This window comes from Paenibacillus glycinis (genome assembly GCF_009909185.1).
Lineage (GTDB): Bacteria > Bacillota > Bacilli > Paenibacillales > Paenibacillaceae > Paenibacillus_Z > Paenibacillus_Z glycinis.
Genome location: NZ_JAAAMV010000002.1, coordinates 348,527 through 363,811, shown reverse-complemented (window position 1 = coordinate 363,811; position 15,285 = coordinate 348,527). Strand labels below are relative to the sequence as shown.

Annotated in this window: 13 protein-coding genes and 1 pseudogene; 13 read left to right on the top strand and 1 reads right to left on the bottom strand. The window is 62.1% G+C overall.

Features of this window, described 5'->3' with window-relative positions; genetic code table 11:
* Window positions 1-91: 91 nt before the first annotated feature.
* The gene (locus GT019_RS31545) at window positions 92-238 is read right to left on the bottom strand and encodes a hypothetical protein (protein ID WP_201755251.1); all 147 of its coding nucleotides are present in this window, start codon (window positions 236-238) and stop codon (window positions 92-94) included.
* Window positions 239-527: 289 nt separating this feature from the next.
* Between GT019_RS31545 and GT019_RS05675 the strand changes: the two genes are divergently transcribed.
* The 13 genes and pseudogenes from GT019_RS05675 to GT019_RS05615 all read left to right on the top strand — a co-directional run bounded on the left by GT019_RS05675 (window position 528) and on the right by GT019_RS05615 (window position 15,283).
* A complete protein-coding gene (locus GT019_RS05675; protein ID WP_161741773.1) occupies window positions 528-1,592 on the top strand; it encodes a Gfo/Idh/MocA family protein in 1,065 nt (354 codons plus the stop codon).
* A 193-nt stretch (window positions 1,593-1,785) separates the two neighbouring features.
* Window positions 1,786-2,892 (top strand): Gfo/Idh/MocA family protein, encoded by a 1,107-nt coding sequence (locus GT019_RS05670; RefSeq protein ID WP_161741772.1) that lies wholly within the window; start codon window positions 1,786-1,788, stop codon window positions 2,890-2,892.
* 153 nt (window positions 2,893-3,045) lie between these two features.
* Window positions 3,046-3,849 carry a sugar phosphate isomerase/epimerase family protein gene (locus tag GT019_RS05665; protein WP_161741771.1) on the top strand — a complete coding sequence of 268 codons (804 nt, stop codon included), beginning with the start codon at window positions 3,046-3,048 and terminating at the stop codon, window positions 3,847-3,849.
* A 22-nt stretch (window positions 3,850-3,871) separates the two neighbouring features.
* Window positions 3,872-5,320 (top strand): sulfatase family protein, encoded by a 1,449-nt coding sequence (locus GT019_RS05660; RefSeq protein ID WP_161741770.1) that lies wholly within the window; start codon window positions 3,872-3,874, stop codon window positions 5,318-5,320.
* Window positions 5,313-6,311, top strand: a complete 999-nt coding sequence (locus GT019_RS05655) for a Gfo/Idh/MocA family protein (RefSeq protein ID WP_161741769.1) — start codon at window positions 5,313-5,315, stop codon at window positions 6,309-6,311. Before GT019_RS05660 ends, GT019_RS05655 begins: the two co-directional genes overlap by 8 nt.
* Window positions 6,312-6,336: 25 nt before the next feature.
* Window positions 6,337-6,906, top strand: a pseudogene (gene cysC / locus GT019_RS05650) (adenylyl-sulfate kinase); the annotation flags it as partial.
* 1 nt (window position 6,907) lies between these two features.
* Window positions 6,908-8,332 (top strand): sulfatase family protein, encoded by a 1,425-nt coding sequence (locus GT019_RS05645; RefSeq protein ID WP_161741767.1) that lies wholly within the window; start codon window positions 6,908-6,910, stop codon window positions 8,330-8,332.
* A gap of 55 nt (window positions 8,333-8,387) precedes the next feature.
* Window positions 8,388-9,272 carry an AraC family transcriptional regulator gene (locus GT019_RS05640; RefSeq protein ID WP_161741766.1) on the top strand — a complete coding sequence of 295 codons (885 nt, stop codon included), beginning with the start codon at window positions 8,388-8,390 and terminating at the stop codon, window positions 9,270-9,272.
* A gap of 19 nt (window positions 9,273-9,291) precedes the next feature.
* Window positions 9,292-10,713, top strand: a complete 1,422-nt coding sequence (locus tag GT019_RS05635; protein WP_161741765.1) for a sulfatase-like hydrolase/transferase — start codon at window positions 9,292-9,294, stop codon at window positions 10,711-10,713.
* A gap of 92 nt (window positions 10,714-10,805) precedes the next feature.
* Window positions 10,806-11,831 (top strand): HoxN/HupN/NixA family nickel/cobalt transporter, encoded by a 1,026-nt coding sequence (locus GT019_RS05630; protein WP_161741764.1) that lies wholly within the window; start codon window positions 10,806-10,808, stop codon window positions 11,829-11,831.
* Window positions 11,832-11,899: 68 nt separating this feature from the next.
* Window positions 11,900-12,175, top strand: a complete 276-nt coding sequence (locus GT019_RS05625; protein ID WP_161741763.1) for a YqkE family protein — start codon at window positions 11,900-11,902, stop codon at window positions 12,173-12,175.
* Window positions 12,176-12,933: 758 nt separating this feature from the next.
* Entirely contained in the window at window positions 12,934-14,736 is a 1,803-nt protein-coding gene (gene abc-f / locus GT019_RS05620; protein ID WP_161741762.1) for a ribosomal protection-like ABC-F family protein, read from the top strand.
* A gap of 49 nt (window positions 14,737-14,785) precedes the next feature.
* The gene (locus GT019_RS05615; protein ID WP_161741761.1) at window positions 14,786-15,283 is read left to right on the top strand and encodes a hypothetical protein; all 498 of its coding nucleotides are present in this window, start codon (window positions 14,786-14,788) and stop codon (window positions 15,281-15,283) included.
* Window positions 15,284-15,285: the final 2 nt, after the last annotated feature.

The following is a 15,285-nucleotide window of genomic DNA, read 5'->3' as shown; positions in this document are numbered from 1 at the left end:
TCTGTCCGGTCGGTGACGTTCGGATCGATCCTTTCGTTCCTTACGGATCGTTCGGATAGTTCCGATCGCTCCAATCGTCTCCGGCCGAGGATCAGCCGGTCGAAGGGCTGTTCGGCACATGGCCTTTCTGGTTGCGGTTGCGGTCCGTCGAACCGGCGACGTCGTTTTCCGCTTGGCTGTCCTTCGCGCGCATGCCCTTCATTTTACCGGGTAACGCTGGATTCTGGTGACGGCCCATATCGATTCCTCCTGGCTCGTTGATCGTATGCTTGCAGCTGCTTGGGATCTGCCGGCTTTTCTAGATTGCCCCAAACCCGGGAAGCGGCATTCAGCGAATGCCGATGGGCGCCAAATGGTCCGAATCGGATAAATCGTTGTCCCGATCAGCCATGAATTACGTCTGCCGTACCGCTATGATGGGGGTAGAAAACGTTTTCTTGCGGGATTCGGGCTGCATGCCGCACTCTCGGGGATCATGCCATATATCCAGCATTTGCCGCTTGGCCACTACGTTACGGAGGTTGGCTATGAACAAGATCATCGGCGTCGGCATCTTGGGTTTCGCCCACGGACACGTGAACGCTTATTGCGAGGAATGGAAGCAGACGGATATGGGCGTACGCGTCGTCGCGGGCTGGGATCACGATGCGGCGCGGCTGGAAGCGGCGGTTGCCGCCTATGGACTGGAAGGACACGAAGACGCGGGCGCGCTGCTCGCTCGGGAAGACATCGGCGCCGTCGTGATCGCCTCGGAGACCTCCAGGCACGCGGAACTGGTCAGACTCGCGGCGGCGGCGGGCAAGGCGATCGTTTTGCAGAAGCCGATCGCGCTGACGATGGCCGAGGCGGACGGCATCGTCGCCGACGTCGCGCGGTACGGCGTCCCGTTCACGCTTGCCTGGCAGATGCGGGTCGATCCGCAGAACGTCCAGATGAAAACCTGGCTGCGGGAAGGCGCGCTCGGCCAACTGTTCATGGTTCGCCGTCGCCATGGCTTGAACGCGGGGCTGAACGCGGATTTCGCGAACAGCTGGCATGTCGATCCGGCCAGCAACCGGGATATTTGGGCGGACGACTCGGCGCATCCCGCCGATTTCATCCACTGGCTGCTGGGGGAGCCCGAGAGCGTGACGGCGGAGATCGCGTCGCTCTACAATCCGCGTATCCCGAACGACAACGGCATCGCCGTCTACCGCTACGTGGACGGGCCGATCGCCGAGGTCAGCTGTTCGTTCACTTGCCACGCCATCCAGAACACGACGGAAATCATCGGCGAACGGGGCACGATCGTGCAGAACTACGGCGACGCGCCAAGCGCGAATGCGCCGAGACCGGACGACGGCGCCGGCCTGCGCCGGTACGACGCGGAGCAGAACGCCTGGATCGACAGCGAGATCGCCTCGCCGCCGGCGCATTATCATCGGATCCGCGGACTGGCGGAGCCGCTGGCGGCTTTCCTGCGCGGCGAGCGGGAGCCGATCGCGACCGCGGAGGAAGGCCTAACGTCGCTGCGCATGGTGCTGGCGACGTACGTATCCTCGCGAGAGGGCAGGAGAGTGTCGCTTCAGGATCCTGCCGTGCTGGATGTCTAGTCTTCGGCAGACCGGCCGTGCCGTGCAAGGCGCTGCTTTGACGCATGCGACTCATCGTTGTCATGCGACGTCCTGAAGCGCGCCGGAAAGTCATGCGCTTCGCTAATAGCTGCACCGCTAATCATTCACCGGCTTGCAACAACAGCCTCATTATCGACGCTTTGCCAATAATTCAGAATCGGGAGTGATCCACGTGCCGGTAAAAATCGGATTGGTCGGATTGAACGGAATCGGGAATTTGCATGCCGCCTGCTATCAGGAGGAAGAGTTGGCGGATCTGGTCGCGGTATGCGACGTCGTGAAGGAGCGCGCCGACGCGGCGGCGGAGAAATACGGCGTCAAAGCCTATTACAGCCTGAAGGACATGATCGAGCATGAGCCCGACATCGAAGTCGTGGACATTACGACGGGGGGGATCGACAACGGCAGCTGGCATTTCGAGCCGGCGATGGAAGCGGTCGGCTACGGCAAGCATGTCCTCGTCGAGAAGCCGCTCTGCCATGACATTCGCGAGGCGAGAGAACTGGTCGCCTTTGCCGAGAAGCAGAAGGTGTACCTGGGCTGCAACCTGAACCACTACTTCACGGAGCCGGCGGCCAAGGCGAAGCAGTACGTCGACAACGGCGACATCGGCGAGCTCGTGTACTGCATGGCCAAAATGGGCTTTAACGGCGGCGAGGCCAATTACGGCTTGGCCGGAAGCCCGAAGGTGAAGGGGCATCCGTACTTCCACATGAAGGCGTTCCTGACGCATCCGTTCAGCGTCATCCGCCATTTCTGCGGCGACATCACGCATATCCAGACGTTCTCGGACCGTCCGGGCTTCCGCCGCAACGCGGGCGACGTCATGGCTTCCATCAACAGCATCCACATGCGCTTCGCGAACGGCGGCGTCGGTTATCTGCTGAGCCAGCGGGGAGATGCGGTGTACGGTCTCGGCGGCTGGTGGAGCCTCGAGATGGCGGGCTCCAAGGGCACGTTCTGCATCGAGAACTGCGTCGAGAAAGTGTCCTATTGGCGAGCCGAGAAAGGCATTCCGGCGATCAGCAAGCAGCCGGAGCCGGAAGTGACGGACTACGGCACGACGAACTTCGACCGCACGTTCAACAACCGGCTGCGCGCGTTCCTGGAAGACGTGTCCGCGCGCGTGCCGTTCGAGCAGTTCCGCGCCAACGGCCGCGACGCGCTGGCCGTGCTGGAGTACACGTTCGCGGTCATCGAATCGTACGAACGAGGAGGCGAGCTGGTTCGCCCGAATCCGCTGCCGCCGCTGCACGGCGACCCGCTGACCATGCGCTAAGCGCCGTCATCGTCGCTACGCGCGCCTATGTCGCGGCCGTACGGCGACCTGCCGGCTGCGCGCCAAGTGCCGCCTATGCGGCCGACGCAAACCATGCATGGCCGAATCACGGAGAAAGCCAGGCATTCCCCATAAACAGGAGGTTATTCATTCATGATTTCATTAGGCGTCAACTCGGTCCTGTTCAAGAACTACGATTTCGCCGAAGCGGCCAGACTGATCGCGGCCTGCGGCTATGACGGCGTCGAAATATCCGCCATTCAAGGCATGTGCGAGCATCTGGAGCTCGCCCGCTGGGAGGAGCAGAAGGAGGAGCTGCAGGCGATCGCGCGCGAGCACGGCCTGAAATTCCTGTCCATGGAGGTCGCTTCGCTCGCCGACGAACGGCTGATCCCGGCCTTTCAAGCCGCGGCCGCGATCGGCATCCCCGTCGTCAACGTCGGCCCGGGCGGCAAGTCCGGCGTCGCCGAGGACCTGGACGCGTCCATCGCGAACCTGGCGCGATTGTCCGAGCTCGCCGCTTCGTACGGCGTGACGCTCTGCGTGAAGGCGCATGTCGGCAACGCCATCTACAACACGCCGACGACGCTCGCCGCTATGGAGCGCATCGCTTCGCCCGCGTTCGGCATCGACATGGATCCGAGCCACGTGCACCGCTCCGGCGAAAATGCCGAAGAAGCATTGCCGGCGGTGCTCGGCCGCGTCAAGCATATCCACATTCGCGATTGCCGGGGACGCGAGCAAGGTCCCGGCCCGATCCAGCTGCAAGCCTGCGGCCGCGGCGACATCGACCTGTTCGGCTACTGCGCGGCGATGGTGGCGGGCGGCTACGACGGCCCGGTCGTGCTCGAAGTCATCGGCGCGACGCCGGAGCATACGATCGAGCAAGTGACGGCCGTCGCCGCCGAATCCTACGGCTATCTCAACGCCTGCCTCAAAAAACTAGGAGCGCGCTAAACGCCGCCAAGGAGGAACTGCCATGTCCGCCAAAAAACCGAATCTGATACTGTTCGGCATCGACAGCCTGCGCCGCGACCATATGAGCGGTTACGGCTACGGCAAGCTGACGACGCCTTATATCGATCGACTCGCTTCCGAGGGCGTGCTTTTCGAGCAGCATTTCAGCCCGAGCATCCCGACGACGCCCGCGTACGCTTCCATGCTGACGGGACGCGACGTGTTCGGCACGGACGTCGTGGCCCTGCGTCACGAAGGCCCGCTCGGCGGCCATGTGAAGACGCTGGCCGAGGTGCTGGAAGAGAACGGCTACAACACGACCTGCGTCGGGTTTACCGGCAATCCGTCCGCGCGCGGTTTCCAGACCTATCTGAATTACGAATCATGGGTGCCGGACGAGGCGACCGGGCGCACGCCGAAGGCCGAGAATCTGAACGACGTCGCGATTCCCGAGCTGGAACGCCTCGCGGCCGACGACAAGCCGTTCTTCCTGTTCCTGCGCCATATGGACCCGCATTCGCCGTACCTGCCGCCGCAGCCGTTCGACCGCATGTTTTACGGCAGGGACGAGAGGGATCCGGACAATGCGTCGATGGAGCCGGTGTACAATTTCCGGCCGTTCGGCGATTTCCTGAAGTCGTGGATTCCCGAGGGCGTCACAGACCACGAATACGTGAGCGGGCAGTACGACGGTTCCGTGGCGTATATGGACATCTGCATGCAATCGCTGTTCACGAAACTGACGGACATGGGCATCGAGGACGAAACGCTGGTCGTCATCACGGCCGATCACGGCGAGACGCTCTACGAGCATGACTGCTTCTTCGACCATCACGGCCTCTACGACTGCACGCTCGTCGTGCCGCTGATCTTCAAATTCCCCGGCCGCGTGCCCGCCGGCAAACGCGTCGAGAGCGTCAGCGTCATCGCCGACATCATGCCGACCGTGCTCGGTCTGCTGGGCGTAGCGGCGGAAGAGACGTTCGACGGACGCAATCTGATTCCGCTGATGCACGGGCAGGCCGATTCGGCCGACGAGCTGAGCGAGCTGTACATCACGGAATGCACCTGGATGCGCAAGCACGGCTGGCGTACCAAGGAATGGAAGCTGATCTGCGCGTTGGAGCCGGACTTTCACGGAAAACCGGCGGTCGAGCTGTACAATCTGATCCGAGATCCGGAGGAGAACGACAACGTGGCGGACCGGGAGCCGGAAGTCGTCGAATTCCTGCGGGGCCGGATGCTTGACTATATCGCCAAGCGCGAAGGCCAAGTGAACCGGACGAACCCGATCTACACGAATACGAATTGGCATGGGCAGAACAAGCAGTTCACGTCGTCGGAAGAGGCGTACAACTCGCTGTACATCGGCTCCATCGTCAATGCCCGCTCGCTGCAGGCGAAGGACAAAGAGCCGAAGGAACAGGAGCAGCCGCAGGAGCAGGAGAAGGAGACGGTCGGCAATGATTAGCGTCGCGGTCGTCGGCGTCAACCACATCGGCAAAATCCACTGCCACGCGTATAAACGCCACCCGGACACCGAGCTCGCCGCGGTATGCGACCTCCTGCCGGAGCGCGCGGAAGCGGCGGGCCGCCTGCATGGCGTCCCGGCGTATACGGACCTGCGCGAGCTGCTCGCGCGCGAGCGCGTCGACGTCGTCGTCGTCGCGACGGCCGGCGTCGAGAAGGGCAGCCACCACTACGGGCCGGCGATGATCGCGCTGGAGGCGGGGAAGGCCGTCTTCGTCGAGAAGCCGATCTCGAACAACATCGACGAAGCGCGGAGGCTGGTCGCGTACGCGAAGGAGAAGGAGCTGGTGCTGGCCTGCAACCTGAACCACCGCTTCACGCCGGCCGCCGCCAAGGCGAAGGAGCTGGTCGATGCCGGCAAGCTCGGCTCCCTGCTCTTTCTCAACATGCGGCTGACGATCCGGAATCCGCAGGAAGACACGGAATGGCTGCACTTGCGCGCGCTGCACCCGCATTCCATCGACGTCATGCGCTACTTCGCGGGCGACATCGCGCGCGTGCAGTCGTTCATGACGAAGGCGCCGGGCCGCTCGTCCTGGTCGACGGCGTCCGTCAACGTGGAGTTCGCGTCCGGCGCCGTCGGCCATCTGACCGGCAGTTACGACATGTCGATGCGCCATCCGATCGAATTCTGCGAGGTGGCGGGTCACGAAGGAAGACTGATCGTGGACAACGTGTACGAAAGCATGACCTACTATCCGCATCATTCCGACGAGCTGACGGTCGTGCGCAATTCGCTCTTCGGGGGCATGAAAGGCTTCGACGATACGTTCGAGCACCGGATCAACCGTTTTATCGAGGAGCTTAAAGCCGGCGCGAAGCCGGCGGAGATTACCGCATCCGGCGCGGATGCGCTTGCGGCACAAGAGGTCATCGAGGCGGCCATTGCGTCGCAGCAGCTCGGCGGCGCTCCGGTAACAGTCCCTTCGTAGGGATGCTGCAGGAGATACGGAGGAGAGAAACCTTATGAACATCAGTCATGGCTCGGTCCTATGGTTCACCGGCTTGTCGGGCGCCGGCAAGACGACGACGGCCTCGGCCGTCCTGCAGAAGCTGCGCGAACGGGGACGGCCCGCGGAGCTGCTCGACGGCGACGAGCTGCGCGCCGTCATTTGCAAAGGGCTCGGCTTCAGCATGGAGGACCGGTTCGAGAACGTGCGGCGGATCGCCTATGTCGCCAACCTGCTGTCGCGCAACGGCGTCGACGTGCTGGTGTCGGCCATCAGCCCGTACCGGGCGATGCGGGACTACGCGCGCGAGCAGATTCCGGGCTTTGCGGAAGTATACGTCAAATGCCCCCTTCACGTCTGCGAGATGCGGGACGTGAAGGGCTTGTACGCCAAAGCGCGCTCGGGCGAGATCAAGAACTTTACCGGCGTGTCGGATCCGTACGAGGAGCCGCTTCAGCCTGCGCTCACGCTCTGCACCTCGAGCGCCCCGCTGGAAGAGAACGCGCAGGCCGTCCTGGCCTACCTCGACCAGAAGCAGGTCCGCCTGCATCACGTACCGGGAAAGGACGTGATCTAGCATGAAGATCATCCTGATCTCGCTGGATACGCTCCGGGCTTCCCGTCTGGGCGGATACGGATACGGGAAACGCACCAGTCCGCACATGGACGCCATCGCAAGAGACGGCGTCCTGTTCGAGCGGGCGTACGCGGCGGACATTCCGACGGAGGTGGCGCATACGGGCGTGTTTACCGGCAAGATCGGCCTCACGACCGGCGTCGTCTCGCACGGCTCCGATCTGACGCAGCTGCCGAAGTCGGTGGAGTGGCTGCCGAACCTGCTCCGCGCCGCCGGCTTTACGACCGGCGCTGTCGACAACCTGTACCAGCTCAAAGAGTGGTTCGCGCGCGGCTACAACCATTACATCAACACCGTCGGCGGCAACCGTTGGATCGACGGGCGCACGATCAACGAGCACGCGATGCCATGGATCGAGCAGCACAAGGACGAATCGTTCTTCCTCTTCCTGCACTATTGGGATGCGCATACGCCGTATTTGCCGCCGGAATCGTACGTTCCGGAGTTTTACGATGCCGCCAAGGACCCGTACGATCCCGCCAACCTCAGCATGGAGCCGGCCTACAATCATGCCGCGTACCCGTTCTTTAAGCACCACCACTACGACCTTGTCGGCCCCGTGACGGACTCCGGCTATTACGACGCGCTGTACGATGCCGAAATTCGCTATTTGGACGACCGGTTGAAGGAACTCGACGACCATTTAGCGAAGCTAGGTATTCAGGAAGAGACGCTGCTCGTGCTGTTCGGCGATCATGGCGAGAGCCTGACCGAGCATGACATTTATTGGGATCACTGCGGTCTCTACGAGCCGACCGTCCATGTGCCGGTCATCATGCGCTGGCCGGGGCGGATTCGACCCGGCAGGCGCGTGCCCGGACTCGTGCAGCAGGCGGATCTGCTGCCGACCCTGCTGGAAGCCGTGCGCCGGGAATCGCCGGCCGGCATCGCGTCCGCCAAGCTGGAGGATCCCGCCGGGCTCGACGGCAAGAGCCTGTGGGAAGCGATCGATGGCACCGCCGAAGGCACCCGCGACACGATTTATCTCAGCGAATGCGCCTGGCAGGCCGCCCGCGGCATTCGGAACGACCGCTACAAGCTGATCGTCACGTACGACCCCGGGCCCTTCGACAGGCCGCCGCGCGAGCTGTACGATCTAGGCAGCGATCCGCTGGAAACGGTCAATCTGGCCGAAACGATGCCGGACATCGCGGACGCCTTGGAAGGGCAATTGCAGGCGTTCGTCGCCGGCAAGCTCGCCGGACGCCCGGATCCGATGCAGGAGCAATTGGCGCTCAGAGGGCTGCCGTTCCGCAGGCGGATCGAGCAGATCCTGAACGCGGCGGGAATGACGTGGGAGCAGTGGCGGCGCAACCCGGACCGCGCGGTGTTCGATCATGCCGCCGCCGGGAAGCAGCGCATCTAGGAGAGCGGAAACGATATCGGCCTGCAGGTCAGTCTGATCGCAAGGGTGGTCATGAATGAGAGAAGATATCCTAACGAGCAACAATTACATGAAGACGGAGTTTCCCTTCTGGATCTCGCGGACGATCCAAGGCAACATTCACGAGCATGGGCACGAATTCGTCGAGCTCGTCTTCGTCGTCCGCGGCATCGGCGTGCATCTGTTCCAAGGATCCCCCTACGAGATCCAAGCCGGGGACGTCTTCATCATCAACCCGGGAGAAACGCACGCGTACGCGGTGGAGCCCGGCGAGCAGATGGAAATCGTCAACTGCCTGTTCATGCCGTCCTTCATTCCGGACGCGCTGCTGACGGAGCTGGAAATCACCAATTCCATGGACTATTTCTACGTGCATCCTTTTCTGACGCACGAGGTAAGGTTCAACCATCGCCTCAACCTGCACGGCCAGGAGGCGGCGCATGTGCTGACGCTGCTGGAGAGCATGATCCGCGAGATGAACGCCCGTTCCACCGGGCACAAGACGATCATCCGGCTGCAGCTGATCGAGCTGCTCGTGCTGCTCTCCCGCTACTATACGCTGATGCCGCAGACGCGCTCCCACCCGTCCCCGAGGCAACTGGACCGCGAGATGACGGCCAAACGGATCCACGGCTACCTGGAACGGAATTACGAGAAGAAAATCACGCTGCAGTCGCTGTCCGCGCTGTTCAACTCCAGCATCCGGCAGCTGAACCGGCTCATGCGCGAGGAATACGACCGGAGCGTCTTCGAGGTGCTGCACGAGATTCGCATCGAACGGGCGAAGCATCTGCTGATGGAGACGGACGAGAAGGTGATCGTCGTGGCGACGATGGTCGGCTACGAGGATCAATCGTTCTTCAACCGCCTGTTCGTCCGCCACGTCGGCTGCTCGCCCAGCCGTTTCCGCTCGACGGGCTGAAGAGAAGGGAGCTGAATCCGTGAACGAACGAAAGCCCAATATCCTGCTCATCACCGCCGACCAGCTGCGTTACGACTGCATCGGCAGCAGCGGCAAATATCCCGTGCATACGCCTCATCTGGACCGGCTTGCGGAACAAAGCACTTTGTTCTCGCAAGCCTATTCCCATATTCCGGTGTGCGGCCCGGCGAGGCAGTCCATGCTCCACGGGCGCAGGCCGGAATCGTTCGGCGCGCTGTGGAATTACGACGCCTTCCTGCCGGTCGGCTGCTTGCGGCCGGAGCAATTCACCTGGTCGAAGGCGCTCTCGGACGACGGCTACGCCACGGCCTTTCTCGGCAAATGGGGCGTCAACCCGGACAAGGATCCGACCGCGTTCGGATACGACGCGTACGTCGGCGAACGCGCGTACCAAGCGTTTCGGCAAAGCCGCTACCCCGAGGTCGCGTACGCGAACGGCTTTCTGGGCGAGACCGATCCCGTCCCGCTCGAAGACGCGCAGACCCATTGGTTCGCCGCCAGGGCGATCGAGACGATGGCGACGCTGAACGAAGGCGGCAAGCCGTGGCATATGGCGCTGCATTTCTCGGAGCCGCATCTGCCGTGCCGCCCCGCGGGCAGATTTGCCGGCCTGTACGACCCCGCGGGCATTCCGGAATGGGACGGCTTTCGCGAGACGTTCCGCGGCAAGCCGTATATTCAGCGGCAGCAGCTCTACAGCTGGGGCATCCAGGACTACGAATGGAAGGACTGGGCGCCGATCGTGGCCCGTTATTACGGCATCATCAGCCAGCTGGACGAAGCGGTTGGCAGGGTATTGGCCGCGCTGGAGGGGAGCGGCGCCGCGGATGACACGATCGTGATCTTCACGGCGGATCACGGCGACATGTGCGGGTCGCATCGCATGTTGGATAAGCATTACATTCTCTACGACGACGTCGTTCGCGTGCCTTTCATGATTCGGCAGCCGGGCGCTTCCGGCAAGAGGAAGACGTCCCCGCAGTTTGTGTACAATTTGCTCGATCTGGGCCCGACCTTGCTGGAGCTTGCCGGCGTGGCGGCCGTGTCCGAGCGGCCGTTCCATGGCCGCTCGCTCGTTCCGCTGCTGCGCTCCGATGACGGGCCGGCGCGTGACGAATGGCGCGATTGCGTCGTGGCCACCTACAACGGGCAGCAATTCGGGCTGTTCACGCAGCGGATGATCCGCACGGACGCGTGGAAATACGTCTGGAATCTGACGGACGTGGACGAATTGTACGACCTGAAGCAGGATCCCGCCGAGCTCGCGAACCTGATCGGGTCGGAGGCGCACCGCGGTCTTGCGGCGGAACTGCGGGGCCGGCTGTACGCGCTGCTGCGCGCCGACGAGGATCCCGCGGTCGACAATGAATGGACCCGCAGGCAGCTGCTTTCCGGCGCTATCGTCGATAATCGCGATTGAACGCCCGACTTTCTCTTGGCTTTTTCCATGCAATGCCTATATAATACGTATAGTCATGTTAGTTAATCTCACATGGAAAGAGGAGGTCTCGCATGCTGCGACAACTTTGGGCAAGCAAAAAATCATGGTCGGGTTATATCATCGTCGTATTGGCGCTGCATGTCATCGGGTTTATCGGATTGATGACGGCCGCCAGGGCCGATATCACGTTTTGGAGTCTCGGTTTATTGGCGTATACCCTCGGCATGCGGCATGCGTTCGACGCGGACCATATCGCGGCCATCGACAATACGGTGCGCAAGCTGGTGCAGCAGAAGCGCAGCCCGCTCGGCGTCGGCTTCTATTTCTCCATCGGCCACTCGTCCGTCGTCTTCCTGATGGTGCTGGCCGTCGCCTGCTCGGTCAAATGGATCCAGTCGAACATGCCGTCGCTCCAGGAAACAGGCAGCCTCATCGGCACGTCCGTCTCCGGCATCTTCCTGATCCTGATCGGCATCCTGAACTTCATCGTTCTCCTCAATCTGTACCAAGTGTTCCGACGCATGCGCGCGGGTTCCCATAGCGGGGAAGAGCTCGAGGGATTGCTGGAATCGAGAGGCTTGTTCGCGCGGCTGTTCAAGCCGCTGTTCCGGCTGATCAGCCGCAGCTGGCACGTGTACCCGCTCGGCTTCCTGTTCGGGCTGGGCTTCGACACGGCCACGGAAGTCGGGCTGCTGGCCTTGTCCGCCGGCGCGGCGAAGAGCTCGGTGTCCATCCTCGGCATCCTCTCGCTGCCGATCCTGTTCGCGGCCGGCATGAGCCTGCTGGACACGGCCGACGGCATGTTCATGACGAAGGCGTACCGCTGGGCGTTCAATACGCCGCTCCGCAAGCTGTACTACAACGTCACGGTCACGACCGTGTCGGTAATCTCCGCGCTGCTCATCGGCGTGGTGGAGGTCCTTCAAATCTTGTCCGAGCGGCTTCATCTGGACGCGCCGGCGATCCGGTGGGTCAATTCGATTCAGCTGGGCGATCTCGGGTACATCCTGGTCGGGCTGTTCATCGTCGCCTGGCTCGTCTCGGTGACGATCTGGCGGTCGATGAAGCTCGAGGAACGCTCCGATTTCGCCGGTTAGCGCCAGGAGCCGCTTGGCATGCTGCCCGCGGTCTTGCTATAATAGGTGGAAATAATCGAGGTGATCGCATGGCGAAGAAAGACAAACATCGCGCGGCGGCCGCGCAATCGAACGCGCAGCCGAAGGAAGAGAAGCCGGCAACGCTGAAGGATCTGCTCCGTCCGGACGTGCTGGATAAGCTGAAGGCGACGGCGCAGGATCTCAAATCCGCGGAAGAGCAGCGCAAGGAGGATCTCCGCAGGCAAGAGGAAGAGGCCCGCAAAGCCGAGCAGAAGCGGCTGGACAACGATTTCGAATACCTGCTGAACAACAGCAAGCTGGATTGGCGGTCCAACAAAGGCTGATCGCGCCGCTTGCGTAGAAGAGCTCCCTTTCATCCGAAGGGAGCTCTTCCTTATTGGTGCGGAGCAGTTCGGGCAGCGCGAGGCCGGGCCGGGGTCTCGTGAATCGCGCCGTCGCCACGCCTCTGCGTCCCAATACACGGCCGCACGAGGTTTGACCGCCGACGCGTGTCCGAGCGCAGCATGCCGCGATCGCACCGCGCGCCGCGAGGCGCGTACGTGAGGAACCCGCCGACACAAGGTTTGACCGTACGAAAAACAGCCTTGTTTTACGCCGGTTCAGCCGTCTTTTTGCCCCGAGCGGGCGAATGGGGGTTGCAATTTCATGCCGGGGCCGTGTTATAATGAGGCCAATTGACATGCATTGGAGGTATCCATTTAGACATCATGTGGACTTAATTCCCTGTCGTTCATGATTTTCGAATAATGACGATCAGAGAGGCTTTGCCGAGCGCGAAGCGGAATAGGTTACGTGTGTCTAAAGGGAACGACTCCCGCTGCCAAGGCGCCATCATGCGCCTGTCCAAGCCGAAACTTTCCATGCCCCATTCGTTTGCGTCCGGGCGGGCATCGTTTCGGGACGGCAGTCTATTCACGTACAGCCTTATCCGATTATCGCGAGCCGCGGGCCAAAGCCTGCGGCTTTTTTCGTTGCGCCGGCGCATTCGCCTTCGCGCTTCGGGCAGCATCGCGCTCTGTGCGGTTATCGATAATCATCGCCCTGGTCAGCAGTACACGACAATAACGGAGTGGTGATGAACATGACATTGATTACGATACGGGACATGAAAAAGCATTTCGGCGATACGGCCGTACTGGAGCGGGTCAACGCGGATATCGCGAGGTCGGAGCGGATCGGGCTCGTCGGCATGAACGGCGCGGGCAAGTCGACCCTCGCGAACCTGATCTTCGGGACGCTGCAGCCGGACGGCGGCAAGCTGACCTACCATGTCGACGGCCTGCGCATCGGTTATTTGCGGCAGTCGTCCTCCTATGCGGTGCATGCGTTCAGCGGATCGGCCGGCCGCGAAGACGACGAGCAGGAGAGCAGGCGGTTCTTGGAGGTATCGAGCCATCTCGGCCTGCGGAACGTGAAGGAGTGGAACGACGAGCGATTCGCCGGACTTAGCGGCGGCGAGAAGACGAAGCTGGCGATCGCGCATGTCTGGGCGTCGAAGCCGGATATCCTGCTGCTCGACGAACCGACGAACCATCTGGATTTCCAAGGTGTCGACTGGTTGATCGGAGAATTGAGAACCTTCGGCGGCACGACGATCGTCATCTCCCATGACCGGTATTTCCTCGACGCGACGGTGGACCGGATCATCGAACTGCAGGACGGAACATCCGTGGACTATCCCGGCAGCTATACGTTCTACCGGGAGGAGAAGGAGCGCCGGTACGCGAGCCAACTGCATCAGTACGAGGAACGGCATAAGTACGAGCGCAAGATCGAGGCGGAGATTGCCCGGCTGAAAAATTGGTCCGCCAAGGCGCACCGGGATTCCGCCAAGGCGGCGGCGACGCGCGGGGGCATCAAGGAATTTTATCGCAACAAGGCCAAGAGCATGGATAAACAGATCAAATCGCGCCTCCACCGGCTCGAGAAGATCGATCACGAAGGCGTCAAGAAGCCGAAGGAAGAGGCGAAGGTCTCGTTCGGCTGGGACGATCCCGGCAAGCGCGGGCGCCGGATTATCGAAGCCTTCCGCATCGGGAAGCGCTACGGCGAGCGCAAGCTCTTCGAGGACAGCTCCTTTTATCTCCAGCGGGGCGAGAAGATCGGGCTGGTCGGACCGAACGGCGCCGGCAAGACCACCTTGATCGAGATGGTGCTCGGGCGGAAAACCGTCGACGCCGGCAACCTGTGGATCAGCCCGACGGCCAAGATCGCCTATCTCACGCAGGACGTGACCGATCTCGACGCGGAGCGGACGGTACTGGAGCTGCTGCAGGCTTCGTTCGAGCTGCGGAGCGATGTCGGCAAAGCCAGGACGCTGCTCGCGAACATGGGCTTCGACGAGGGGATGCTCGAGAAACCGATCCGCCAGCTCAGCCTTGGCGAGCGCACGCGGGTCAAGCTGGCCCAGCTGATCATGCAGGAGCAGGACGTGCTCATTCTCGACGAACCGACGAACCATCTGGACCTGGCAAGCCGCGAACGGCTGGAGGAGACGCTCGGCACCTACGGCGGCACGCTGCTCATCGTATCCCACGACCGGTATCTGATCGAGAAGATCTGCGATAAGCTGCTCGTGTTCGGGGATGGCGCCATCCGCCGTTACGAGACCGGCTACCGGGAATACGCGGAACGAAACGGGCAGGACGAGACGGAAGCGCGCCTTGACTCGGCTTCCGAAGCGGCGTCCGCGGAATCGCTCCCCAAGCTCGCGATACAGCAGCGGAAGCAGCAGCGCGAAGAGGAGCTGATGCTCGTGACGACGCGCATCTCGTTCCTTCTCGGCGAGATCAGCATGCTGAAGCCGGCGGAAGCCCGGTACGCGGAGCTCGACAAGGAACTCGCCGAGCTGCTCGCGAAGAAAAAAGCCTTGCTTGCGCAGTGAAACTTATCCTCCGCGGCCGGCGTAAGGTGCTATACGGGGAGGCGATACGATGAAGCTGTATTTTCGCGATAATTTCTTCAACGCCGGCGTGACGGAGATCGTGAACGAGGAGAAGGAACATGCCGGGGAAGTGGATCTCCGCAGCCTGTTCGGATCCGGACTCGACGTATACGATGGAGGCGGGCGCAAGGCATACAGCGGCGGATTCCCGCTGCTGTCCGGCAAATGGTCCGTCTCGGGGCCGTCGGGAGACGAATGCGGCGTGCTCCGCGCGCGGATGTCGTTCTTGACGAAGCGGTTCGAATACGAGGCGTACGGCCGCGGCGAATACGAGATCACGGCGGGCGCCTTTTCGCGGGAATACCAGATTACGGAGGCGGACGGGAGCATGGCCGCCTCGTTCTCGCGGGTGAACGGTTTTTTCGAAGCCTCGGCCTACTGCCTGGACAATTACGCGGACGCGGTGGACGCTTACGAATGGGTTGCCGTTATTCTGGGCATGCACGAAATCCAGAAGCGAAGACGCAACGCTCAGAATACGATATAGTA

What these genes read in the sequence shown, in the direction of transcription:
- GT019_RS31545 (WP_201755251.1), bottom strand. Translation starts at nt 238, where the DNA reads ATGGGCCGTCACCAGAATCCAGCGTTACCCGGTAAAATGAAGGGCATG.
- GT019_RS05675 (WP_161741773.1), top strand. Translation starts at nt 528, where the DNA reads ATGAACAAGATCATCGGCGTCGGCATCTTGGGTTTCGCCCACGGACAC.
- GT019_RS05665 (WP_161741771.1), top strand. Translation starts at nt 3,046, where the DNA reads ATGATTTCATTAGGCGTCAACTCGGTCCTGTTCAAGAACTACGATTTC.
- GT019_RS05660 (WP_161741770.1), top strand. Translation starts at nt 3,872, where the DNA reads ATGTCCGCCAAAAAACCGAATCTGATACTGTTCGGCATCGACAGCCTG.
- GT019_RS05655 (WP_161741769.1), top strand. Translation starts at nt 5,313, where the DNA reads ATGATTAGCGTCGCGGTCGTCGGCGTCAACCACATCGGCAAAATCCAC.
- GT019_RS05645 (WP_161741767.1), top strand. Translation starts at nt 6,908, where the DNA reads ATGAAGATCATCCTGATCTCGCTGGATACGCTCCGGGCTTCCCGTCTG.
- GT019_RS05640 (WP_161741766.1), top strand. Translation starts at nt 8,388, where the DNA reads ATGAGAGAAGATATCCTAACGAGCAACAATTACATGAAGACGGAGTTT.
- GT019_RS05630 (WP_161741764.1), top strand. Translation starts at nt 10,806, where the DNA reads ATGCTGCGACAACTTTGGGCAAGCAAAAAATCATGGTCGGGTTATATC.
- GT019_RS05625 (WP_161741763.1), top strand. Translation starts at nt 11,900, where the DNA reads ATGGCGAAGAAAGACAAACATCGCGCGGCGGCCGCGCAATCGAACGCG.
- abc-f (WP_161741762.1), top strand. Translation starts at nt 12,934, where the DNA reads ATGACATTGATTACGATACGGGACATGAAAAAGCATTTCGGCGATACG.
- GT019_RS05615 (WP_161741761.1), top strand. Translation starts at nt 14,786, where the DNA reads ATGAAGCTGTATTTTCGCGATAATTTCTTCAACGCCGGCGTGACGGAG.